We start from the raw sequence: 23,016 nt of genomic DNA, 5'->3' as shown, positions 1-23,016 counted from the left end.
GTAACAGCGGCCGGCCGCAGGTCGTGGGAGGGGTGCCGGAGTCCGGCGCCCCTCTCTCGCGTCCGGGCCGGGTCGCAGGAGCCGTGTACGGGGAGCCCGGGGAGCCCCGGGAGCCGAGGGGGCCAAGCGGGTGCCAAGCCCCGGTGGCCCGGGGGGCCAAGGGTAGCCTTGCCTGCGTGAGCACCTGTGCGACCGTGTCGCGTGAACTGTCGGAGCCGCTGGCCGCCACGGCGGCCACCGCCACCACCTGGCTGCTGATCGAGCAGACCGGGCCGTGGGGCGCGAAGGCGCTCGCGGAGAGCCATCTGGACGCCGCGGTGGGGCGGGCCCTGGAGGCGGCCGCCGCCGGGACGGGCGTGCGGGTGGCGCTGATCCGGCGGCCGGGCCGGCACGCCGACTGCCTGCCGGCCGCGCGGCACGAGGTGTTCCTCGCGCACACCGTGCCGGGTCGCGGCTGGGTGCGCCGGGGGGCGGTCACGGACCCCGCGGAGCTGCTCGGGCTGGACTTCGGGGCGCTGGGGGCGGGCGAGCACGGCGGGTTCGGCGCGGAGCACGTCGGCGGACCGGTGGCCCTGGTGTGCACCAACGGCCGACGGGACCGCTGCTGCGCGCTGCTGGGCCGGCCGCTGGCCGCTCAGCTGACGGCGGCCGGGCACAGCGAGGTGTGGGAGGTGACCCACCTGGGCGGGCACCGCTTCTCCCCCACCATGCTGGTGCTGCCGTACGGCTTCGCCTACGGGCGGCTGACGGCGGAGAGCGCCAAGGAGGTGCTGGCGGCGACGGCCTCCGGGCACATGGTGCCGGAGTGGTCGCGGGGCTGCTCGGGCTGGGAGCGCCCGGGCCAGGCGGCCGACCACGCCGTCCGGCTGGCCACCGGCGAGACCGAGGTGGACGCGCTGACCCTGAGCCAGCGCTCCGCCGGCGCGGGACGCTGGCTGGTGACCGTGCGGCACCGGGACGGCCGGGCCTGGGAGGTGGACGTGGTCGAGGGCGCGAGCGAGCCGGCCCGCCCGGAGAGCTGCGGCAAGGCGGCGGGCACGCCGTCGCGGATGGACGTGGCGGCGGTCCGGGCGCTGTCGGTCCAGGAACGGTGACGGCCCCGCGCCCGTGGGGGTGGGCGCGGGACCGCCGGCGCGGGATCAGCCCGTGGCGGCCTTGCCGACGAACTCCGTGGTGTAGGTGCGGGCCAGGTCGATGGAGCCCTCCTTGCCCTTGACGTCCGGGTGGAAGGCGGCGAGCACCGCGAGGACGGTCTTCGGCCCGTCGGCGGGCATCACCCCGTCCGTGGTGAACATCGGCAGGGTCGCCCCGATCGCCGCCGCGTACTGCTCGGCGCCGCCCTGCGCGTAGTCCGCGGGCATCTTCTCGGCGATCTCCGCCGGGGTGTGCGCGGCCATCCACTTCAACGTCCTGACGAAGGCGTTGGCGAGCTTCTGGGTGGTGTCCTTGTTCTTCTCCACCCACTCGGAGCTCATGTAGAGCGAGGACGAGGGGTAGAGCCCGCCGAGTGCGGCGCGCGAGCCCTCGGGGGTCCGCATGTCGTAGAGGATCTTGCCGAGGCCCTTGTCGAGAACGGCGGCCACGGTCGGGTCGGTGGTCATGCCGGCGTCGATGCTGCCCTGCTGGAGCGCGGCGATGAAGGTCTGGCCGGCGCCTACCGCGATCGGGCTGAACTCGCTGACCGCAGTGCCGTTCTTGACGGCGAGGTACTTGGTGAGGAAGTCGGTGGAGGAGCCGATGCTGGTGACGCCGAGCTTCCTGCCCTTGAAGTCGGCGCCCGAGGTGATGGCGTCGGCCTGCTTGGCGGAGACGATCTCGACCTCGCCCGGTGCCTGGGAGAACTGCACGACCGACTCGACGTTCTTGCCCTTCGCCTGGAGGTCGATGGTGTGGTCGTAGAAGCCGACCGCGCCCTGGACGTCCCCGGCGAGCAGCGCGGTGGTGGCGTTGACGCCGGCCGGTTCGCTCAGCAGCTCGACGTTGACTCCGGCCTCGGCGAAGAACCCGAGGCGCTGGGTGAGCATGGCGGGCAGGTAGATGACCTTGTCCAGGCCGCCGACCATGATCTTGACCGTGGGGCCGTCGACCTTCTGCCCGGCCGGGGCGGCTCCGCTGTGGGAGACGGAGGCGGCGTCGTTGGCGCAGGCGGCGAGCGGGAACAGCAGGACGGCGGCGAGGGCGGCGGCGGCAGCTCTGCCGGTCGGGTTCGGGCGCATGGGTGGGGGTGCCTCTCTGCGGTGGAACGGGGTGGGGGTCAGCGGCCGTCGCCGGAGTCGGCGGGCTTCCAGCGGAACAGCTTCTTCTCGGCGAAGGTCAGCAGCCCCTCGGTGAACAGCGCGACGACGGCGAGGATGGTCATCGCGGCGTACACGCCGGCCGCGTTGAAGGTGCCCTGGGCCGCGGCGACCAGCAGGCCGAGGCCCTTGGTGGCGCCGATGTACTCGCCGACGATGGCGCCGATCAGCGCGAAGCCGAAGCTGACGTGGAGGCTGGTGAAGATCCACGTGGTGGCGGCGGGGATGACCACCTGAAGGGTGACCCGCCGGTTGTCGGCGCCCAGGATGCGGGCGTTGGCGACCAGGTTGCGGTCGACCTCGCGGGCGCCCTGGAAGGCGTTGAAGAAGACCGGGAAGAACACCAGCACCACCGCCGAGGCCACCTTGGAGGCCGGGCCGAGGCCGAACCAGATCAGGAAGATCGGGGCCAGCACGATGCGCGGGATGGCGTTCAGCACCTTGATGTAGGGCCCGAACACGTCGGCCAGGAAGCGGATCCGGCCGAGGGCGATGCCCAGCAGCACGCCTCCGGTGACACCGATCACCCAGCCGGTCAGGGCCTCGTAGAGGGTGTAGCCGATCTGCTCGCCGAGCGAGCCCTGGGCCGTGCCGTGGGTGATCCACTGCCAGATCTGGTCCCAGATCCTCGTCGGCTGGGAGAAGTTGAAAGGATCGACGACCTCGGTGCGGGCGCACAGCTCCCAGAGTCCGAGGAAGGCCACCAGCACCGCGATCCGGGCTCCGTAGATGCCCAGCCTTCGCCTGCGGGCGGCCCGTTCGCGGGCTTCCGTCCTGGTGGCGGTGGCCACCGGGGCCTTTCCGGCGACGGCCGGCGCGGTCTCAAGCGGCACGACCCGCTCCTCTCTCCCGGGTGATGCGCACCTCTTCGCCGAGTGACGCCCAGATCTCCCGGTACAACTCGACGAACCTCGGCTCCAGTCGGACCGCCTCCACGGTGCGCGGGCGGGGCAGGTCGACGGTGAAGACCTCCTTGACCGTGGCCGGTCCGGCGGTCATCACCACGACCCGGTCGGCCAGCGCGATCGCCTCGTCCAGGTCGTGGGTCACGAAGACCACGGACGACCCGGTGCCGGCCCACAACTCCAGCAGCTGGTCGGACATCAGGGCGCGGGTCTGCACGTCCAGCGCCGAGAACGGCTCGTCCATCAGCAGGATGCCGGGGTCGTTGACGAAGGTCTGGGCGAGCGCGACGCGCTTGCGCATACCGCCGGACAGCTGGTGCGGGTAGCGGTCCTCGAAGTCGCCGAGGCCCACCCGGGCCAGCCAGTCGCGGGCCCGCTCCCTGGCCTCGGTGGCCGGCACGCCGCGGAAGCGCGGGCCGGCCGTGACGTTGGACAGCACGGTCCGCCAGGGGAAGACGGCGTCCTGCTGGAACACGAAGCCGACCTTCCGGTCGATGCCGTCGACCGGCCGGCCGTACACCCGGACCTCGCCCTCGGTGGGCTCCTCCAGGCCGCTGACCAGGGTCAGCGTGGTGGACTTGCCGCAACCGGTGGGGCCGACGACGGCGACGAACTCGCCCTGCGCGACGGTCAGGTCGAGGTCGCGGACGGCGGTGTGCAGGGCGCCGGACGGGGTGCGGAACCGCTTGGTGGCGCCGGTCAGCTCGATCGCCGGGGCCGGCGCCGGCCCGGTCGCCGGGGTTGTGCTCATGGAACCTCCCGGGGTGCTCTGTGCTTGCCCCGGGAGGCTAGGAGCGGCGGGGGCGGCGGCGGGAGACTTCTCGGCGAACTGCGGGTTCTCCGCGTTGAGGGCTGTTCTGCTCGTTTTGCTTCCGCTACAACAGCGGGGGCACGGCTGACAGAACCACCCCGGAAACATAGGGTGTGCCGACCACCGACCCGCCACCCACCCGGTTCCGCCCGATCCGCCCCGCCCCGCCCGATCCCCCACCCCCGCCCCGCCCTGATCCCCCTCGCCCGTCGACCGCGGCCGGTCGGACGCCCCCGAGAGGAGGCCCGGATGAAACACCCCCACTGGCCCCGCCGGGTCTTCGCCCAGCTGCTGCTGAGCCAGACCGTGGTGACCGTCGGCGTCACCGTCCTCACCGCCGGCCTGTTCCTGGCACCGGTCAGCGCCGAACTGGACCACGACGCGATGCAGCGCGCGCTGTCCATCGCCCAGGCCACCGCCGGCGACGAGACGATCGCCCGGGCCGCCGAGGTCCGCGACGCCGCCACCGCCCAGCGCAACGCCGAGCAGATCCGGACGGCCACCGGCGCCAGCTTCGTCGTGGTCACCGACCTGGACGGCATCCGGCTCTCGCACACCGATCCCGGCCGGATCGGCCAGCGGGTCTCCACCGATCCCGAGCCCGCCCTCGCCGGGCGCAGCGTCACCGCCATCCAGGAGGGCACCCTGGGCCGTACCGCGCGCGGCAAGGTCCCGCTGCGGGTCGCCGACGGGCGGATCGTGGGCGAGGTCTCGGTGGGCATCAGCGACGACTCGATCCGTCGGCGGCTGCTGAAGATGCTCACCGGCATCCTGCTCTGCGCGGGCGCCGGGCTGACCGCCGGCACCGTCGCCACGCTGGCGCTGGCCCGCCGGCTGAAGCGCCGCACCCACAACATCGCACTGGCCGACATCTCGGCGCTGCTGGTGGAGCGGGAGGCGATGCTGCACGGCATCCGGGAGGGCATGGTGGCCCTGGACGAACGGGGCCGGATCCGGCTCGCCAACGACGAGGCGGGGCGGCTGCTCGGCCTCCCCGAGGAGTTCGCCGGGCGGCCGATCGACGAGGTGCTGCCGCCGGGCCGACTGGCCGACGTGCTGGCCGGGCGGATCACCGGCGCCGACCTGCCGGCCGTCCGGGACGACCGGGTGCTGGTGGTGAACCGGATGGCGACGGCCGAGGGCGGCGCGGTGGTCACCCTGCGCGACCGCACCGAGCTGGAGTCCCTGGTCCGTGAGCTGGACACCACCCGCAGCCTCACCGAGGCCCTGCGGGCCCAGGACCACGAGCACGCCAACCGGATGCACACCCTGCTCGGCCTGCTGGAGCTCGGCCGCCACGACCAGGCGGTGGCGTTCATCTCCGAGCAGTCGGGCTCGCACGCGGCGGCGGTGGCCCGCATCGGCGAGCGGGTGCGGGACCCGCACGTCGCAGCGCTGCTGGCCGGCAAGGCGGCGGTCGCGGCCGAGCGCGGCGTCCGGCTGGCGGTCGCCCCTGCGGCGCACCTGCCGGACGCGGTGGTGGACACCCGGGCGCTGGTCACGGTGCTCGGCAACCTGATCGACAACGCCGTCGACGCGGTGGCTCCGGGCGGCGGCGGTCAGGTGGCGGTGACCCTGGTGGCGGCCGGGTCCACCCTGCTGGCCGAGGTCGCGGACAGCGGGCCGGGGGTGCCGGCGGCCCTAAGCGAGCGGGTCTTCGAAGAGGGGTGGACCAGCAAGGACGCGCCCGCGCACCGGCCGCGCGGGCTGGGGCTGGCGATGGTGCGGCGGCTGGTCGAACGGACCGGTGGCCGGATCGTGCTCGACACCGGGCCGCTCGGCGGCGCCCGGTTCACCGTCGAGCTCCCCGAGGCCCTGCACGACGACCCCCCGGCCGCGGTCGCCCCCGCACCGCCCGTCCCCGCACCGCCCGTCCCCGCACCGCTCGTGGAGGCCCGATGATCGACGTACTCGTGGTGGACGACGACTTCCGGGTCGCCGACGTGCACGCCGCGTACGTGGCCAAGGTGCCCGGCTTCCGGGTCACCGGCACCGCGCACTCGGCCGGCCAGGCGCTCGCCGCGTTGGAACGCCGCCCGGTGGACCTGCTGCTGCTCGACCACCACCTGCCGGACGAGACCGGCCTCGCCCTGGTGCGGCGCCTGCGCGAACGGCAGGTGGCGTGCGACGTGATGATGGTGACGGCCGCCCGGGACGTCTCCACGGTGCACGCCGCGATGCAGCACGGCGCCCTGCAGTACCTGGTCAAGCCGTTCAGCTTCGCGGGGCTGCGGGAGAAGCTGGTCGCCTACGCGCAGCTGCGGCACGCGCTGGCCGGACCGGCCGCGCGCGAGGCGGGCCAGGACGAGGTGGACCGGCTCTTCGCCACCCTGCGCGGCACGGCGGCCCCCGCGGCCGCCCTGCCCAAGGGCCACTCGGCGCCCACCACCGACCTGGTGCTCGGTGTGCTCCGCCGCGCCGGCCGCCCGCTCTGCGCCCAGGAGGTCGCGGACGCCACCGGGCTGAGCCGCTCCACCGCGCAGCGCTACCTCAAGCAGCTGGAGCGGGACAGCCGGCTGCGGCTCACCCTGCGTTACGGCGACACCGGGCGGCCCGAGCACCGCTACGTGCTGGCCGTCCGGGCCTGACGGCCGCCCCGGGCCGATCGCCGCCGTTCACGGCGGAACCCCGACGGGTCCCAGGCCCGTCGGGGTTCCGTGCGCGCCGCGCGGCGCCCGCCGCGGCTCAGGCCGCGCCGGCTCCGGTGAGGGAGCGGACCTCCAGCTCGGCGTAGCGGTCCGCGTCGGCCGGCTCGGGCGAGGTGAGGGTGCCGATCCAGCCGGCCAGGAAGCCCAGCGGGATGGAGACGAGGCCCGGGTTCTCCAGCGGGAACCAGTGGAAGTCCACCCCCGGGAAGAGCGCCACCTTGGTCCCGGAGACCACCGGCGAGAAGGTCACCAGGACGATCGCCGGGATCAGCCCGCCGTACACCGACCAGACCGCGCCGCGCGGGGTGAACCGCCGCCAGAACAGCGTGTACAGCAGCACCGGCAGGTTGGCCGAGGCGGCGACGGCGAAGGCTAGGCCGACCAGGAAGGCCACGTTCAGCTGCTGGGCGAAGAGGCTGAGCGCGATCGCGACCGCCCCGATCCCCACCGCCGCGATCCGGGCGACGCCGACCTCCTCGCGCTCGGACGCCTCCCGGCGGGCCCGCCGGGAGGCCGGCACGCCGCCCCGCCGACGGCGCGGGCGCCCCCGCCAGGCGCCCGCCCAGATGTCGTGGGCGAACGCGGCCGAGGAGGCGAGCGTCAGCCCGGCGACCACGGCCAGGATGGTGGCGAAGGCGATCGCCGAGATCAGCGCGAACAGCACCACCCCGCCGGTGCTGCCGTTGCCGCCGCCGAGGACGAGGGCCAGCAGCGGGACGGCCGTGTTCCCCGCCGCGTTGGCGTGCCGGACCTCCGCCGAGCCGACCAGCGCGGTGGCGCCCAGGCCGAGCGCGATGGCCATCAGGTAGAAGCCGCCGACCAGCCCGATCGCCCACATCGTCGAGCGCCGGGCAGCCCGGGCGGTGGGCACCGTGTAGAAGCGGGACAGGATGTGCGGCAGGCCCGCGGTGCCCAGCACCAGGGCGAGGCCGAGGCTGAAGAAGTCCAGCCGGCTGGTGAAGCTCGCCCCGTACTTGAGCCCCGGCTCCAGGTACCGCTGCCCGGCGCCGCTGTGCTGGGCGGCCTGCCGCATCAGCTCACCGACGTCCCCGTGGAAGCGGACCATCAGCAGCACGGTGAGCAGCACCGAGCCCGCGATCAGCAGGAAGGCCTTGACGATCTGGATCCAGGTGGTGGCCCGCATCCCGCCGACCGTGACGTAGACGATCATCAGACCGCCCACCGCCACGATGGTCCAGGTCCGGGCCTGGGTGCTGCTGGTGCCGAGCAGCAGGGCGACCAGGCTGCCCGCGCCGACCATCTGGGCGACCAGGTAGAGCAGGGTGACGACGACGCTGGCGCCGCCGGCCGCCGCCCGGACCTTGCGCCGCCGCAGGCGCAGCGCCAGCACGTCGGCCAGGGTGTACCGGCCGGCGTTGCGGACCAGCTCGGCGACCAGCATCAGCACCACCAGCCAGGCGACCAGGAAGCCGATGCTGTAGAGCACGCCGTCGTAGCCGTACAGCGCGATCAGCCCGGCGACGCCGAGGAAGGAGGCGGCGGAGAGGTAGTCGCCGGAGAGCGCGAAGCCGTTCTGCAGCGGGGTGAAGTCACGGCCGCCGGCGTAGAAGTCCTCGGCGGCGCTGCCCCGGCGGCCCACCCAGAGGGTGATGCCCAGGGTGACCAGGACGATGACGGCGAAGAGCACGATGGCCAGGTCGTGGTGGTCGCCGGCGGGGGCGACGGGAGGCGGGGTCGCGGTCCTCATCGCAGCTGGTCCTGGGTGTCCCAGCGCAGGCCCAGCGCGGCCCGGTCCCGCTTGGTGCGAGCGTTGCGGGCGTAGAGCCAGGTGAGCAGGAAGGTCGAGGCGAACTGCAGCAGGCCGAGCAGCCAGGCCACGTTGACCGGGCCGGCGACCTGGCTGCGCATCAGCCCGGGCGCGCCGGCCTGGGCGGCGACGTACAGCAGGTACCAGCCGAGGAACGCCCCGCTGACCGGGAGGACGAAGGCCCGGTAGCTGCGCTTGATCTCCTGGAACGCGTCGCTGCCCTGGACGGCGCGGTACACCTCGCTGCTGTCGACGGCCGACGGGGCCTCGACCGGCGGCACGGGAGCCGGCACGAGCGGGGCGGCCTCCGTCCGGGCTGCGGGCGGCGCGGACGGCACCGGTGGTGCCGGCGGAGGCACGGCGGGGGCCGGCGGCGCGGGCCGGTCGGGCTGGGGGGCCGCGGCGGGAGCGGCCCACCAGTCGAATCGCTGCCCCTGTCCGGGACTGCTCGTCTGCTGCTGTGGCACTACTGCTCCTGGACCGGCGGGGCTCTGACCGAACCCATGATGGAGGCCCGCGGAGCCCGCCAACTCCCATTGCAGATACGTTCACTCGATGAGGTGATCGATGATCCGACAGGTGCTCATCCGACTACTGCTGCGTACCGGTGAACCCGTGGCGAAAGGCGTACGCGACCGCCTGGGCGCGGTCCCGCACCCCGGACTTGGCGAACAGATTGTTGATGTGCGTCTTCACGGTGGCCGGGCTGACGAACAGCCGACGGGCGATCTCGGTGTTGGAGAGGCCCTCCGCGATCAGTGCCAGCACCTCGGCCTCGCGGGCGGTCAGCCCGTCCGGCAGCTCCGCCGGGCGCCCCGCTCCGGGCCCGGCCGGACCGGACCGGCCCGCACCACCGCCACCGCCACGCCCGCCGCCGTGCGACGCGTCCCACCCGCCCGGCGCGGTGGCCTGCTGCGCACCGCCCGCCAGCCGCTCCAGCAGGCGCAGCTGCACCTGCGGCGAGAGCCCGGCGGCGCCCGAGCGGACGTCTGCGATGGCCCGGGCGATCTCGTCGCCGCCGGCGTCCTTGGTGAGGTAGCCGCGCGCCCCCGCCTGCAGGGCGGGGAAGAGCGACTCGTCGTCGGCGTAGGTGGTCAGCACGACGACCTCGGTCTCCGGGTGCGCCGCCCGGATCCGGCGGGTGGCCTCGACCCCGTCGCAGCGCGGCATCCGCAGGTCCATCAGGACGACGTCCGGGCGGTGCCGCTCGACCAGCTCGACGGCCTCCTCGCCGTCGGCGGCGGCGCCCACCACCTCGATGCCCGGCAACAGGCCGAGCAGCATCACGATGCCCTCGCGCACCACCGTCTGGTCGTCCGCGACCAGCACCCTGGTCGGATCCGCCCCGGTCACACCGGCACCCGCAACAGCACGCGCCACCCTCCCTCGTCCGGGCCCGCCAGCAGGGTGCCGCCGAGCAGTTCCGCGCGTTCGCGCATCCCCAGCAGACCGTACCCGCTGCCGGTGGCCGCCAGCCCACCGGCCGATTCGCCGCGGCCCGGGCGGGTGTTGCGCACCTCCAGCTCCACCGCGTCGGGCAGGTAGCGCAGTTCCAGCGCGCAGCGTGCGCCGGGGGCGTGTTTGCGCACGTTGGTCAGAGCCTCCTGCGCTGTGCGCCGGACCGCGAGCCCCGCTTCGGCGGGGAGCGGGCGCGGGGTCCCGGTGACGGTGAACGCCGCCCGCTCGCGCCCGGTCAGCTCCACCAGGAACTCGCCGACCGGGGTGAACTCGCCGCGCAGCGCGGAAAGCGCCTGCCGGGTCTCGGCCAGGCCGTCCTGCGCCATCCGCCGCGCCGCCACCACCCGTTCGCGGACCTGCTCCCGGTCGGTGCCCGCGTCCAGCATCAGTCGGGCCGCCTCCAGGTGGACGAGCTGCGCGGAGAGGCTGTGGGCCAGGACGTCGTGGATCTCGCGGGCGATCCTGGCCCGCTCGGCGAGCGCCGCGCTCTCCGCCTCGGCGGCCCGCGCGGCCCGTTCCTGGGCCAGCAGCCGCCGGGCGGTGCCACGTGCCTCGCCGTCCATCCGCAGTAGGTAGCCGAGCAGGGTGAGCCCGCCCACCGTGGCGAGGATCCCCAGCCAGCTCTCCCAGCTGGCGGCCGTGTAACTGCCGAACGCGGCCGCCGCCGTGGCCAGCGCGGCGCCGGCGGGCAGCCGGACCAGCGCGGTCAGGGCCAGCCCGCCCCAGACGAAGTCGGCCAGCAGGTGGGCCCTCCCCCACTCGGCGACCCAGGCGGTGCCGATCAGGGCGGCGGCCAGGGCGAGCGCGGGCCGCAGCAGCTGCGCGCGGGCGGCCCGCAGGAAGGCGGCCGTCAGCAGGACCACCGCGGCCAGCGCGGCCGCCGCCGCGGCCACCGCCCAGCCGGTGTACCCGCCGCGGGAGAACGTCCCCCAGCCCAGGGTCACGAGCAGGACCGTCCGGCCGATCAGCGTCAGGACCCGCCGGGCCGGGCTCTCCGCGTCCCTCTCCAACCCCTCGCGGGCCGGCCAGCCGGTCCAGCTCCACCCGGGCACGGGCCTCCCTCTCGTCGGTGTGGTCACGCGCGGGCCGGCCGGTCAGCCGGCCACGCCCGCGCGGTACGGCGTCGCCAGCTCCCGCGCCCTCCAGTTCACCACGACGGTCCGGACCACCAGCAGCGCGGCGAGCCCGAGCATCAGCGCGCTGCCGCTCTGGTGGACGTGCAGCGCCGCGCCCAGTCCGTACAGACCGATCCGGACGACGACCATGCCGGCCCAGGCCGCCCCGGTGGCCTTGGTGGCGCGGGTCCAGAGCGCGCCGTCCTCGCCGCGCCAGATCCGGACGGTCCAGCCCCAGACGCAGCCCATCGCCAGCACCACCAGCAGCGAGGCGGCGGTCAGCCCGATCGAGAGGGCCCGGTGGGCACCGTCGACCAGGCCCGGGTCGCGCAGCGCGAGCACGGCGAGGACCAGCGGCAGCACCCAGAACCGGCGCTCGGTGTCGAGGCGCTGCGGGCTCAGCTGGCGGCGGAGCACCAGGGCGACCACCGCGATGATCACGAGGACGTTGACGAGGCCGGTCATCGGATTCTCCGTTCCGACAGGAGGGCTTGCTGACCTCTCCGACGCTACGGATGCGGCGCCCCCCGCTGATCGCCGCTGGGGTGGACCGGGGGTGGAGCCGGCACGGCAGGGGCCCTCCACCCGAGGGTGGAGGGCCCCTGCCGTGCGGCGGTGCGCTCAGGCGTCGATGCGCGAGCGGTCCAGGGTAGCCGCCGAGTCGACGATGAACTCCTTGCGGGGAGCGACGTCGTTGCCCATCAGCAGGTCGAAGATCTTCTCGGCCTGCTCCAGGTCGCCCAGGTTGATCCGGCGCAGGGTGCGGTGGCGCGGGTCCATGGTGGTCTCGGCCAGCTGGTCGGCGTCCATCTCACCGAGGCCCTTGTACCGCTGGACCGGGTCCTTCCAGCGCATGTTCTTGCGCTGGAACTCCAGCAGGGTGGAGCGCAGCTCGGCGTCGGAGTAGGTGTAGTGGTACTTGTCCTGGCCGCGCTTGGGGTTGGTGAGCTCGATCCGGTGCAGCGGCGGGACGGCGGCGAAGACCCGGCCCTGCTCGACCATGGGCCGCATGTAGCGCTGAAAGAGCGTCAGCAGCAGGCAGCGGATGTGCGAACCGTCGACATCGGCGTCGGCCATGAAGATGACCCGGCCGTAACGGGCCTGGTCGATGTCGAAGGTGCGGCCCGAACCGGCCCCTATCACCTGGATGATCGCGGCGCACTCGGTGTTCTTGAGCATGTCGCTCACGGACGCCTTCTGCACGTTGAGGATCTTGCCGCGGATCGGCAGCAGCGCCTGGAACTCCGAGTTGCGGGCCAGCTTGGCGGTCCCGAGCGCGGAGTCCCCCTCGACGATGAAGAGTTCGCTGCGCTCGACGTCGTCACTGCGGCAGTCGGCCAGCTTGGCCGGCAGCGAGCTGGTCTCCAGCGCGGTCTTCCGGCGCTGGGCCTCCTTGTGCTGGCGGGCGGCGACCCGGGTGCGGGCAGCCGCGACGACCTTGTCCAGGACGGCCCTGGCCTGGAGCTTCTCGTCCTTCTTGGCGGACGTCAGGAAGGCCTTGAGCTCCTTGGCGACCACCGCGGCGACGATCCGGTTGGCCGCCGAGGTACCCAGCACCTCCTTGGTCTGGCCCTCGAACTGCGGCTCCGCGAGCCGGACGGTGACCACGGCGGTGAGGCCCTCGGTGGCGTCGTCCTTGGTGATGTCGTCCTCGGCGACGCGCAGCAGCTTGGCGGCGCGCAGCGCCTCGTTGACGGTCTTGGCGAGCGAGCGCTCGAAGCCGGTGACGTGGGTGCCGCCCTTGGGGGTGGCGATGATGTTGACGAAGGAGCGCAGGGTGGTGTCGTAGCCGGCGCCCCAGCGCAGCGCGATGTCCACGCCGAGGTGGCGGGTGACCTCGGTGGGCGTCATGTGGCCGACCTCGTCCAGGACGGGGACGGTCTCCTTGAAGGTGCCCTCGCCGTGCAGCCGCAGCACGTCGCAGACCGGCTTGTCCGGCGCGAGGAACTCGCAGAACTCGGCGATGCCGCCGTCGTAGTGGAAGGTCGACTCCTCGACCACGTCGCTCTCGGTCAACCGCTCGTCACGGACGACGATGGTGAGGCCGGGGACGAGGAAGGCGGTCTGCCGGGCCCGGTTGTGCAGGTGCTCCAGGGAGAGCCGGGCGTCCTTGAGGAAGATCTGCCGGTCGGCCCAGTAGCGGATCCGGGTGCCGGTGCGGGCCTTCGGCACCTTGCGGGCCTTGCTGAGGCCGTTGGCGGGCTCGAAGGGGGCGTCCGGGCCGCCCTCGGTGAAGATACCCGGGGTGCCCCGGCGGAAGCTGACCGCGTGGGTGTGGCCGCCGCGGTCCACCTCCACGTCCAGCCGGGCCGAGAGGGCGTTGACGACGGACGCGCCCACGCCGTGCAGGCCGCCCGAGGCCGCGTAGGAGCCGCCGCCGAACTTGCCGCCGGCGTGCAGCTTGGTCATCACGACCTCGACACCGGAGAGCCCGGTCTTGGGCTCGACGTCCACCGGGATGCCGCGGCCGTTGTCGCGCACCTCCACCGAGGAGTCGTCGTGCAGGACGACGTCGATGCGGTCGCAGTGGCCGCCGAGGGCCTCGTCGACCGAGTTGTCGATGATCTCCCAGAGGCAGTGCATCAGGCCCCGGCTGTCGGTGGAGCCGATGTACATGCCGGGGCGCTTGCGAACCGCCTCCAGGCCCTCCAGGACGAGCAGGTGCCGAGCGGTGTAGTTGGAGCCGTCGTCCCCGGCCAGCAGTGCGGACGGCACGGTCGATTCGGCACTCACGCGGCACTCTCCTCGGTGAAGTTCTGTCTCATCGGTCACATCCGGGCACAGCCGGAACGTCCGCCAGTGCAGCACACCGCACCGACAACAGCTCCGCCACGTGTGCACGCCCCTGCGCTGGGTCACAGCACGACGAGCCGGTCCCGCGCAGCTTGTACGCGCTGCGCGAACACGCATCGCGCCGGATTCCGCGCACCGGAGCGCCATCTCCTCCCGGTACCACCGGTCCTGGCGGATCGTGGGACCGGGCGCAGGCTCCGGAACTGCCGTTATGCAGGCTACCGGGGCCCAGGACGGGGCTTATGCTCCAACCCAGCAGAGGATTATGCTACGCGGACCTCGCACCCCGTCCCGATAGGGCGTTCGAGGGACAGGCGGATCCTGGGCTTCGGTACGCATGAACCACCGGCCCCCGGGGCACGTCCTCATCAACACAGCAGAATCCTCAAAGAAGAAAAGCCACGAGCGGGAACGTTTTCGGCCTGGTTGGATGTTGACCCTGGTACGACAGCTCGTCGAGCTAGAGAAGAGGCGACGTGACTACTGTTCTGACCCCTGCGAGCCCGCTCACCGCGGCTGACCGCTGCGACCGCTGCGGCGCCCAGGCTTACCTGCGCGTCGTACTCGCCAGCGGCGGAGAGCTGCTCTTCTGTGCCCACCACGGCCGGAAGTTCGAGCCCGAGCTCAAGAAGATCGCCGTGGAGATACAGGACGAGAGCGGCCGGCTCAGCAGCACCACCAACGCCGCGGCCGCCGACGAAGAGCGCTGATACCAGGCGCCACAGCAGCAGCAGGCCCAACGAGCTGTGTCCGGCCGCGCACTGCGCGCGACCGGCGAGCCGGGCGGCGGGTCCCCCGACGGGGGCCGGTCGCCCGGCTCTGCTGTTTCCGGCCGCGATCGGACCAGCTGCGATCCGGCCGGGCCCGCCGCGGTTTCGGTACGGGCCGTCGCGCCGCCCGACGGTACGGGCGACGCGACGTCAGAACGTGACCGTGCGACTACAAGACGGAGCGTACCGCGTCGGCGACCGCGGCGACGCGGGTGTAGACACCCGGGTGGGCCGCCTCCGCGCAGCCCGTCCCCCAGGAGACCAGCCCGGCGAGGCGTCCGGCGACGACCAGCGGGCCACCGCTGTCCCCCTGGCAGGCGTCCTTCCCGCCCTTCTCCGCACCGGCGCAGACCATGCCGCGGGCGTCGAAATGCCCGTCCGACCCACCCGGGTAGGCCTGGGCACAGGTCCGGTCGGGGATGACCGACACGTCGACACCACGGAGCGTGGGCGAGTAGTCGCCCTTGCCCGAGGTGTCCCCCCAGCCGTAGACCTGCGCCCGGTTCCCCTCCCGGTACGGCTCGGTGTCCCCCTGGCCGACCAGGTCGATCACCGGGCGGGCACCCTGCGACTCGGTGAGCGTGAGCACCGCCACATCGTTCATGTTGGCCGCGAAGGCGTAGTCGGGGTGGATCCAGACCGCCTCGACGGGCACCTCACGGCCGACCGAGCCGCGCAGGTCGTCCCGGCCCACCACGACCTTCAGCCCCGGCCGCTCCACCCGCCGGCCCTTGGCCTCGTCGTAGAAGCAGTGCGCCGCCGTCACGACCTTGGTCGGAGTGACGAGCGCACCGCCACAGAACTGCCCCGAGCGACCGTTGCCGAACTGCTGGCGGCTGGCGACCGCCACCATCCACGGATGGTCGGCGGTGCTCACGACGGCGCCGCCGATCACCCGCCGCTGGGCCTCGGCCGGTGCGGCCGGGCCGAACGCGACCAGCGTCGCGGGCAGCGCGGCGAGCAGGCCCAGGACGGCCGCCCGGTAGCGGCGACGCGCCGGCCGGCCGGCCGGGCACGCCGAGGGCGAGGCGACGGTCGGCAGGTCCGCGCGATCCGGGTTGGGCAGCACCGTGTGTCTCCAGTTGGCTCGGTAGCGGGCAACCGGCACAGCGTAGGTGATCGGCTACGGTCCGCGACCGGTTACCGCCGCACCGCCACCCGGACGAGCGACAACAGCCACCCGGACGCTGACGCGCCCTATCGCCCTGTCGCTCTATCGCCCGGTCGCCCCCCGGAGCCACGCCGGACACGGAGAAGGCCCGGAGCGCAGTGCTCCGGGCCTTCTCACGGTGCGGATCGCCGGACCGGGCCGGACCGGGTGGTCCGGCGGCGGTCCCGCCGGTCGCGGATCAGTCCAGGTAGTCGCGCAGCACCTGGGAGCGCGACGGGTGGCGCAGCTTCGACATGGTCTTGGACTCGATCTGGCGGATGCGCTCACGGGTGACCCCGTACACCTTGCCGATCTCGTCCAGCGTCTTCGGCTGACCGTCCGTCAGGCCGAAGCGCATCGAGACGACGCCCGCCTCGCGCTCGGAGAGGGTGTCCAGCACCGAGTGCAGCTGCTCCTGGAGCAGGGTGAAGGAGACCGCGTCGGCTGGCACGACCGCCTCGGAGTCCTCGATCAGGTCACCGAACTCGCTGTCGCCGTCCTCACCCAGCGGGGTGTGCAGCGAAATGGGCTCGCGACCGTACTTCTGGACCTCGATGACCTTCTCGGGGGTCATGTCGAGTTCCTTGGCCAGCTCCTCCGGGGTGGGCTCGCGGCCCAGGTCCTGGAGCATCTGGCGCTGGACGCGGGCCAGCTTGTTGATGACCTCGACCATGTGCACCGGGATACGGATGGTGCGCGCCTGGTCGGCCATCGCGCGGGTGATCGCCTGGCGGATCCACCACGTGGCGTAGGTGGAGAACTTGTAGCCCTTGGTGTAGTCGAACTTCTCGACCGCACGGATCAGGCCCAGGTTGCCCTCCTGGATGAGGTCCAGGAAGAGCATGCCGCGACCGGTGTAGCGCTTGGCCAGCGAGACCACCAGGCGGAGGTTGGCCTCCAGCAGGTGGTTCTTGGCGCGGCGGCCGTCCTCGGCGATGATCTCCAGCTCGCGCTTGAGCTTCGGCGCCAGCTTGTCGGCGGCCGAGAGCTTGTCCTCGGCGAACAGGCCAGCCTCGATGCGCTTGGCGAGCTCGACCTCCTGCTCGGCGTTGAGCAGCGGGACCTTGCCGATCTGCTTCAGGTAGTCCTTGACCGGGTCGGCGGTGGCACCGGCGACGGCGACCTGCTGGGCAGGCGCGTCGTCCTCGTCGTCGTCGGAGAGGACGAACCCCTGCGACTCCTCCTCGGGCTCCGCCTCCTCGCCCGCCTTGTCGCCGGGCAGCGCGACGTCCTCGATCAGCTCTTCCTCGCCGCCGATCTCCTCGTCGCCCTTGCCCGCCTTACCTGCGGCGGTCTTCTTGGCGGCGGTCTTCTTGGCCGGCGCGGCGGTCTTCTTGGCGGCCGCCTTCTTCGCCGGGGCGGCCTTCTTCGCCGCAGGCGCCTTCGCCTCGGCGGAGAGCGTGGCTCCCGCCTCGGTGATCTCGGCGGACACCGTGCCGACCGACGCCGCGGCGGCCGCGACCGCCGGAACGGAGATGGTCGCGCCGGGCGCGATACGCACGGGGGGCTTGGTCGGGGCCGCCGGAGCGGCGGGGTTCCGGGTGGTGACCGCCTTGGTGGCAGTGCGCTTGGTGGGGCTCTTGGCAGCGACGCTCTTGCGCTTGGCACCGGCCGGCTCGGCCGCGCTGACCATAAGGTCCACCCCCTCCTCAATCAGAACCTGGTTGAGGCTGCGCATGACGTTCTTCCACTTGGTGACCGGGATCTGGTCCGCCTCGAACGCCTGGCGCACGTCGTCACCGGCGATCTGCCCCTGGGCCTTGCCCCGCTCGATGAGCGCCAGCAGAGCCGCGGACTCGGCGATCTCGGGGGGAAGCGAACGGGATGTGCTGGCCGACACGAACAACCTCTCGGACGATGAGTGGACTCGAACCCGTACCGGCCGCCCGAGCGGGCGGGGAAGGAGATCGCGCGTCGGACGCGCGGTGTCGATTCCGACCGACTCGGGCTTGAGGACTGGGTTTGCAGGACGGCAGCAGCGCCGCAGACCAACACAGCATTCTGACATGTTGGGGTATTCCGGAGCTGCTTCCGCTCAGGACACATCGCTGCTACTCGTCAAGTGTTACGCATGGCCTTCGTGTCGCGGGTCACACCACTCGGCGCCCGCGGCCCGGGGCCGACCTCCATCATCCCTCACTCGCGACCAAGCTCTTGGCATGGGCAGACCACTGCGGCCGGGGCGGCTGCCGCCGGGCGTGCGGATTCCGCGGATCACGGCGGATCACAGCGGTTCACGGCGGATCACGGCGGTTCACGGCGGATCACAGCGGTTCACGGCGGAGCGGGCGTCCGACGGCCGGGCCCGGGCGTGAAGAAGCCCTCCGGCTGCGCCGTGCGGTGCAGCCGGAGGGCCGGGAGTTCGCGGGCCGCTCGATCGCCGGGTGGGCGACTCAGTGCTCCCGGGGAGCGGGGACGGACGGCTCGATCTCCGGGTGGACGGTGAGCAGCGCCCGCACCGCGGCCTCGCCCGCCGTGCCGTCGCCGGTGCCGAGGGCGTCCACCAGCCGGGCGTGCAGGCTGACCGAGGCCTCCGAGGGGCGCTCGCAGGAGGTGGGCGGGCCGCCCGACACCTGGAGGGCGCAGGAGACGATCCCGGAGAGGTGCTCCAGCATCCGGTTCCCCGCCATCTGCAGGACCAGGGCGTGCAGCTCGGCGTCGGCCCGCGAGAACGTGGAGAGGTCGGCCTGGGCGGCGGCGTGGCCCATGATCTCGATCAGTTCGACCAGGCGCTGCTGGACGTCCTCCCGGCCGTGCCCCGCGGCGAGCCTGGCGGCTAGCGGCTCGATCGCCCAGCGGAGCTCGAACAGCTCCCGGCGCTGCTCGTCGCGCTGCGGGCCGAAGGCGCGCCACTCGATGATGTCCGGGTCGAGCAGGTTCCAGTCGCCGACCGGCCGGACCCGGGTGCCGACGTTCGGCCGGGCACTGACCAGGCCCTTCGCCTCCAGCACGCGCAGCGACTCGCGGACGACGGTGCGGGAGACCTCGAAGCGCTGGCCGATCTCCTCGGGGACGAGCGGGCGGTCGGCACCGAGGTCGCCCGAGACGATCATCTGACCGAGCTGCTGCACGAGCTGGCCGTGCAGGCCTCGGCCACGACTGCTGGTGGTCTTGCGGCCGACCCGGCCCAGATCCGACTCGGCGCCCTCCCAGCGGGGCGCCGGCGGGGTCGGCCGGTCGGCGTACGAGAAGCGGTCCAGGTCGCCGGCGCCGGGGATGGCACCTTCGGCGGAACGGGCGGGGGTCATGGTGGGGTGCGCAAGGGTACTCACAAGTCCTTTGTCGGCGATCGGCGGGCGCAGCTTGAGAATTCTCGTGAAAAGCACACGAAAGGGTGATCGACCGTGACTGGATAATTGACTTCTTATCAGGAAGAACCGCACATTACGGCCACTGCTGGTCGATCTTGGCAGACCGTCAGCGACGGTCCGGGCTCTGCCAGGGGCTTCCCGGTGGCTTCCCGGCCCTCGGCGAGGCTTTCGACCGGCCTCCGCCGGGAGCCGCGCGGGCGGGCGCCCGACCGGTCCGCACGCCCGCCCGTCGCCTCAGAGCGCCCGCCGCCAGGCCTGGACCATGAGCGAGACGAGCAGCAGTACCAGCGCCGGCGCCGCGACCGCTGCCAGCAGCGCCGGGTCGGTCAGCACCGAACCGCCCTCCGCAACCCGGTCGTCCCCGCCGTACACCCATCCGTACGCCCACTCGACGCCGGACTGGAACGGCAGCAGTTCGGTCGCGCGGGCCGGCCAGGCGGTGCCGGTCTGCCGGAGCACCAGGGCCACCCCGGACTCCAGCAGCGGCGGCAGCGCGCAGAGCAGCAGCACCCCCGCGGCGGCACTGCGGGTCAGTGAGGCCGTCAGCACCCCCGTCCAGCCCGCCACGACCACCAGCAGGACGAAGGCCAGCAGAGCGGCGGGCACCCCCTGGCCGGCCGCGAGCGCGGCGGGGGCGAAAGCCCCGGGCAGGTCCGCGAGCCCGCTGAAGCCGGCCGAGGCGAGCGCCTCGGACACCCGGCCCGACAGGGCGGCCGGCTCCGACCAGGCGGCCACCGCCACCCCGTCCGGGAGCGCGAAGTGCACGACCACGATGTCGATCAGCAGGGTGACCAGCGCCAGCAGCCCGGCCACCGGGGCGATCACCACCAGCTTGGCCAGCAGCAGCCGCACCCGGCGCGGATACGACACCTGCGAGGCCGCCAACCCCGGGTGGCGCACCTCGTGGCCGTAGGAGAGCGCGCCCAGCAACCCGGCGCCGAGCGCCGCGAACGGCAGCGGGATCAGCGGCACGGTCGCCGTCAGCAGCCGCACGCCGGCCGACCCGGCCAGCGGCCCGGCGGGAGTCTGGGCGGCCAGCACCGCGGCCACCGCGGCGTCGCAGAGCAGCACGGCGGTGAGGAGCAGCCAGGTGGAGCGCAGGCCGCGCAGCCGGCGCAGCTCGTAGGCCAGTACACGCACGGTTCACTCGCTCCGGTGGTCGGGGACGGCGGGGACGGCGGGGGTGGCGGGGGTGGTGGGGGTGGTGGGGGTGTCCGGGGCGTCGGGGGTGGTGCCCGGGAGCGGTCGGCCGAGGCGGACGGTGTCGGCGGTCATCAGGTCGCCGGCGTCCTCGCGCCGGGCGCGGGCACCGGGGTCCGGGGCGCTGCCGGACCGGGCCAGTCCGCGGAGGCCGTCCCGGAAGAGGCGGTCCACGACGACCGTCGGCGCGGTGTCGGCGCTCTCGATGACCCTCCCGGTGTCGGGGGTATCGGCGGTCGCGGGAGTGCCGGCGGTGTTGGGGGTACCGGCGGTCGCGGGGGTGTCGGCGACCTCGGGGGTGCGGCCGGTGTTCGGAGCTTCAGCGGTTGTCAGCTCGGGTCGGCGGGGCGGGTGGGGGTCCCGGGGCGACCGTGACTTCCGGTCCTGCCGGCCTTCCCGGTCCTGCCGGGTTTCCCGGCCTTCCCGGCCCTGCTGGCCCTGCTGGGGCGTGCGCCGGGTGGCCCGCGCGGTGACCGCCGACAGGGCCGTCGCGGCGGCGACCGCGACGGTACCGGCGGCCGCGGCCGCGACGGACGACGAAGGCAGCGCGAGGACCGGCAGCGCGCCGGTGCCCGCCGCGCCCGCGGCGGGCCTGGGCACCTGCGCCGACTCGCTCGGGGAGGCCTCGGGCTCCACCGCCGCCTCCGCCGGGCGGGGCTCCGCCGAACGGGGCTCGGCCAGGCGCCCGGACCTGGGATCGGCCGGGCGGTGCTCGGCCTGCGCCGACCTGACCCGGAGCCGACCCGACCGCCCCGAGGCCGTGGGCAGGGTGGCGCGGGGAGCGGGCTGCTCGACCACGCGGTCGGCGAGTTCGTGCAGCAGGATGCCGTGCCGGTAGGCGAGTTCACCGATCTCGGTGCGATCGATCCCCGCCACCGCGAGGCCCGCCCCGCCGTCCCGGCGCACCGCCGCGCCCTGGGCCGCCAGCAGATCGGCGAGCCGGGCCATCTGCGGCCCGCGCACGGCGACCTCGGGGCTGAGCCGGGTGCGGCAGAACTCCTCCACCGGCTGATCGGCCACCAGGCGGCCCTGGTCGAGCGTGACCACCCGGTCCGCGAGCCGGGAGGCCTCCTGCGGCGTGCGGGTGGTGACCAGGACCGCGCCGCCGGCGACTCCGAACGAGCGGAGGAAGGAGTGGAACCACTCCACATTGCGCGGCGAGAGCCCCTCGGTGGGCGCGTCGAGGATCAGGGTGCCCGGGTCGCCGAGCAGCGCCGCGGCGAGGGCGAGCCGCCGGTGCATGCCGGGCGAGAAGCTGCGCAGCCGCTGCCCGGCCACGGCCGCCAGCCGGGTCTGCTCCAGCAGTTCGTCGGCCCGCCGGGCGGGGACTCCGACGGCCGCCGCCAGCATCCGGAGGTGGCTGACGGCCTTTCGGTCGGGGTGCCCGGCGACCGCGCCGCCGGCACCGCCCGGGGCCGGCAGCAGTACGCCGACCTCGCGCTCCGGGCGGCGGAGCCGACGGTAGGTGCGGCCGTCGAAGAGCGTGACGCCCTGGCCGCGTTCGAGTTCGAGCATCAGCCGCAACGCGGTTGACTTGCCCGCGTCCTCGGGGCCCAGCAGTGCCGTCACGGAGCCGGCGCGGGCGTCGAAGGTCAGGTCGAGCACCGCCGGCGGGACACCCCTGCGGTAGACCTTGGTCAGTCCGGTGATCTGGATCATCGCTGGCTGCTCCCGTGCCCTCGGCCGACCTGGTCTGCGCGACACGGGGCCGTGCCCGCACGGCCCCGCGCCAGCACATTAGGGGGCCGGAGCGGCGATTCCGGGCATTACGGGAGCGGCACGGGCCCGCCGCCCACGCACCTCACCCGATCAGGGGACAATCCGATCCTGCGACGGAGTCACCGTCGCGCCGATCGGGTGAGCGGTTCCGGGCGTTGCGGTCGTTCCGGGCGCTGCGGATGTCGGGCGCCGCGGATGTCGGGCGCCGCGAGCACCGGTAGCCCGGCCGCCGGGAGGGCGGCCGCGGGCGCGGGGCTGGACGGGATGCCCGCTCAGGACTCCGGGCGCAGCATGGGCGGGTTGAGCACGGTGGCGCCGCCGGGGGTGAACAGTTGCGCGGGGCGGCCGCCCTGGCGCGTGGTCGTGCCGCCGGAGGGCAGCAGGAAGCCGGGGGTGCCGGTGACCTTGCGGTGGAAGTTCCGCGGGTCGAGCACCACGCCCCAGACTGCCTCGTAGACCCGGCGCAGCTCGCCGACGGTGAACTCGGGCGGACAGAACGCCGTCGCCAGTGAGGAGTACTCGATCTTGGACCGGGCCCGCTCCACGCCATCGGCCAGGATCAGCCCGTGGTCGAAGGCGAGCGGGACGCCGTCGACCGGACTCGGTCCGAGCAGTTCGGCGACCGGGGCCCAGCGGGCGCCGCTGGCGTCGCCACCGGCCCGCGGGGTCGGCAGGTCGGGCGCCAGGACGAGGTAGGCCACGCTGACCACCCGCATCCGGGGGTCGCGCTGTGGGTGGCCGTAGGTCGCGAGCTGCTCCAGGTGGGCGCCGGCCGCACCGGGGCCCGCCGCGTCGTGGCCGGGAGCGGAGTAGGCGCGCAGACCGGTCTCCTCGGCCAGCTCCCGGGACGCCGCCTCGGCCAGGCCCTCGTCCAGGCGGACGAAGCCGCCCGGCAGGGCCCAGTAGCCCTGGAAGGGGGGCTCGCCCCGTCGGACCAGCAGGGCGCACAGCGCGTGGTCCCGCACCGTCAGGACCACCAGGTCAACCGTGACAGCGAACGGGGGGAAGGCCGACGGGTCATAACGCGACATGGCGACGATCATAGTCGTCTCTCTGACGATAAGCACAGGCCCG

At 73.7% G+C, this 23,016-nt stretch carries 19 protein-coding genes; 4 read left to right on the top strand and 15 right to left on the bottom strand.

Annotation, left to right across the window (positions count from 1 at the left end; all coding sequences use genetic code 11):
* Nucleotides 1-176: 176 nt before the first annotated feature.
* Nucleotides 177-1,094 carry a sucrase ferredoxin gene (locus OG618_RS25590; RefSeq protein WP_329489878.1) on the top strand — a complete coding sequence of 306 codons (918 nt, stop codon included), beginning with the start codon at nt 177-179 and terminating at the stop codon, nt 1,092-1,094.
* 45 nt (nt 1,095-1,139) lie between these two features.
* Here OG618_RS25590 and OG618_RS25585 read toward each other — a convergent pair whose 3' ends face one another.
* The 3 genes from OG618_RS25585 to OG618_RS25575 are packed head-to-tail and all read right to left on the bottom strand — an operon-like array spanning nt 1,140 to nt 3,950.
* Nucleotides 1,140-2,216, bottom strand: coding sequence for an ABC transporter substrate-binding protein (locus tag OG618_RS25585; RefSeq protein ID WP_329489877.1), 1,077 nt, complete (start codon nt 2,214-2,216; stop codon nt 1,140-1,142).
* Between the two features lie 38 nt (nt 2,217-2,254).
* Nucleotides 2,255-3,085, bottom strand: coding sequence for an ABC transporter permease (locus tag OG618_RS25580; protein ID WP_380388628.1), 831 nt, complete (start codon nt 3,083-3,085; stop codon nt 2,255-2,257).
* A gap of 31 nt (nt 3,086-3,116) precedes the next feature.
* Nucleotides 3,117-3,950, bottom strand: a complete 834-nt coding sequence (locus OG618_RS25575; RefSeq protein WP_329489875.1) for an ABC transporter ATP-binding protein — start codon at nt 3,948-3,950, stop codon at nt 3,117-3,119.
* Nucleotides 3,951-4,259: 309 nt separating this feature from the next.
* Here OG618_RS25575 and OG618_RS25570 point away from each other — a divergent pair, with 309 nt between their 5' ends.
* Both OG618_RS25570 and OG618_RS25565 read left to right on the top strand, forming a co-directional pair.
* On the top strand, nt 4,260-5,912 hold the full coding sequence (locus OG618_RS25570) for a sensor histidine kinase (RefSeq protein ID WP_329489874.1): 1,653 nt from the start codon (nt 4,260-4,262) through the stop codon (nt 5,910-5,912).
* Nucleotides 5,909-6,598 carry a response regulator gene (locus tag OG618_RS25565; protein WP_329489873.1) on the top strand — a complete coding sequence of 230 codons (690 nt, stop codon included), beginning with the start codon at nt 5,909-5,911 and terminating at the stop codon, nt 6,596-6,598. Before OG618_RS25570 ends, OG618_RS25565 begins: the two co-directional genes overlap by 4 nt.
* A gap of 97 nt (nt 6,599-6,695) precedes the next feature.
* Here the strand turns inward: OG618_RS25565 and OG618_RS25560 are convergent, their stop codons facing one another.
* The 6 genes from OG618_RS25560 to OG618_RS25535 form a co-directional block, all read right to left on the bottom strand.
* Nucleotides 6,696-8,366 carry a solute symporter family protein gene (locus OG618_RS25560; protein WP_329489872.1) on the bottom strand — a complete coding sequence of 557 codons (1,671 nt, stop codon included), beginning with the start codon at nt 8,364-8,366 and terminating at the stop codon, nt 6,696-6,698.
* The gene (locus tag OG618_RS25555; RefSeq protein ID WP_329489871.1) at nt 8,363-8,719 is read right to left on the bottom strand and encodes a DUF485 domain-containing protein; all 357 of its coding nucleotides are present in this window, start codon (nt 8,717-8,719) and stop codon (nt 8,363-8,365) included. The genes OG618_RS25560 and OG618_RS25555 overlap by 4 nt, the downstream gene beginning before the upstream one ends.
* Before the next feature lie 298 nt (nt 8,720-9,017).
* Nucleotides 9,018-9,710 (bottom strand): response regulator, encoded by a 693-nt coding sequence (locus OG618_RS25550; protein ID WP_442906957.1) that lies wholly within the window; start codon nt 9,708-9,710, stop codon nt 9,018-9,020.
* 65 nt (nt 9,711-9,775) lie between these two features.
* The gene (locus OG618_RS25545) at nt 9,776-10,936 is read right to left on the bottom strand and encodes a sensor histidine kinase (RefSeq protein ID WP_329489869.1); all 1,161 of its coding nucleotides are present in this window, start codon (nt 10,934-10,936) and stop codon (nt 9,776-9,778) included.
* Between the two features lie 42 nt (nt 10,937-10,978).
* The gene (locus tag OG618_RS25540; RefSeq protein ID WP_329489868.1) at nt 10,979-11,464 is read right to left on the bottom strand and encodes a DUF1453 domain-containing protein; all 486 of its coding nucleotides are present in this window, start codon (nt 11,462-11,464) and stop codon (nt 10,979-10,981) included.
* Nucleotides 11,465-11,620: 156 nt separating this feature from the next.
* Nucleotides 11,621-13,732, bottom strand: a complete 2,112-nt coding sequence (locus OG618_RS25535) for a DNA gyrase/topoisomerase IV subunit B (protein ID WP_329489867.1) — start codon at nt 13,730-13,732, stop codon at nt 11,621-11,623.
* Between the two features lie 536 nt (nt 13,733-14,268).
* On the opposite strand from OG618_RS25535, the gene OG618_RS25530 reads away from it, so the two are divergent.
* Nucleotides 14,269-14,502 carry a DUF7455 domain-containing protein gene (locus OG618_RS25530; protein ID WP_329489866.1) on the top strand — a complete coding sequence of 78 codons (234 nt, stop codon included), beginning with the start codon at nt 14,269-14,271 and terminating at the stop codon, nt 14,500-14,502.
* Between the two features lie 229 nt (nt 14,503-14,731).
* Here OG618_RS25530 and OG618_RS25525 read toward each other — a convergent pair whose 3' ends face one another.
* The 6 genes from OG618_RS25525 to OG618_RS25500 form a co-directional block, all read right to left on the bottom strand.
* On the bottom strand, nt 14,732-15,514 hold the full coding sequence (locus OG618_RS25525) for a S1 family peptidase (protein ID WP_442906956.1): 783 nt from the start codon (nt 15,512-15,514) through the stop codon (nt 14,732-14,734).
* A 397-nt stretch (nt 15,515-15,911) separates the two neighbouring features.
* Complete coding sequence (locus OG618_RS25520; RefSeq protein WP_329489864.1) at nt 15,912-17,552, bottom strand: RNA polymerase sigma factor; 1,641 nt, start codon at nt 17,550-17,552, stop codon at nt 15,912-15,914.
* A 553-nt stretch (nt 17,553-18,105) separates the two neighbouring features.
* The gene (locus OG618_RS25515; protein WP_329489863.1) at nt 18,106-19,038 is read right to left on the bottom strand and encodes a FadR/GntR family transcriptional regulator; all 933 of its coding nucleotides are present in this window, start codon (nt 19,036-19,038) and stop codon (nt 18,106-18,108) included.
* Nucleotides 19,039-19,257: 219 nt separating this feature from the next.
* Complete coding sequence (locus OG618_RS25510) at nt 19,258-20,163, bottom strand: hypothetical protein (protein ID WP_329489862.1); 906 nt, start codon at nt 20,161-20,163, stop codon at nt 19,258-19,260.
* 3 nt (nt 20,164-20,166) lie between these two features.
* Nucleotides 20,167-21,882, bottom strand: coding sequence for an ATP-binding cassette domain-containing protein (locus OG618_RS25505; RefSeq protein ID WP_329489861.1), 1,716 nt, complete (start codon nt 21,880-21,882; stop codon nt 20,167-20,169).
* 332 nt (nt 21,883-22,214) lie between these two features.
* Nucleotides 22,215-22,973 (bottom strand): NUDIX hydrolase, encoded by a 759-nt coding sequence (locus tag OG618_RS25500; RefSeq protein ID WP_329489860.1) that lies wholly within the window; start codon nt 22,971-22,973, stop codon nt 22,215-22,217.
* Nucleotides 22,974-23,016 lie beyond the last annotated feature (43 nt).

Origin of the sequence: Kitasatospora sp. NBC_01246, assembly GCF_036226505.1 — a bacterium.
Classification (GTDB): domain Bacteria; phylum Actinomycetota; class Actinomycetes; order Streptomycetales; family Streptomycetaceae; genus Kitasatospora.
Note: the sequence above shows the minus strand (reverse complement) of the source record. Positions and strands in the feature narration are given on the sequence as shown.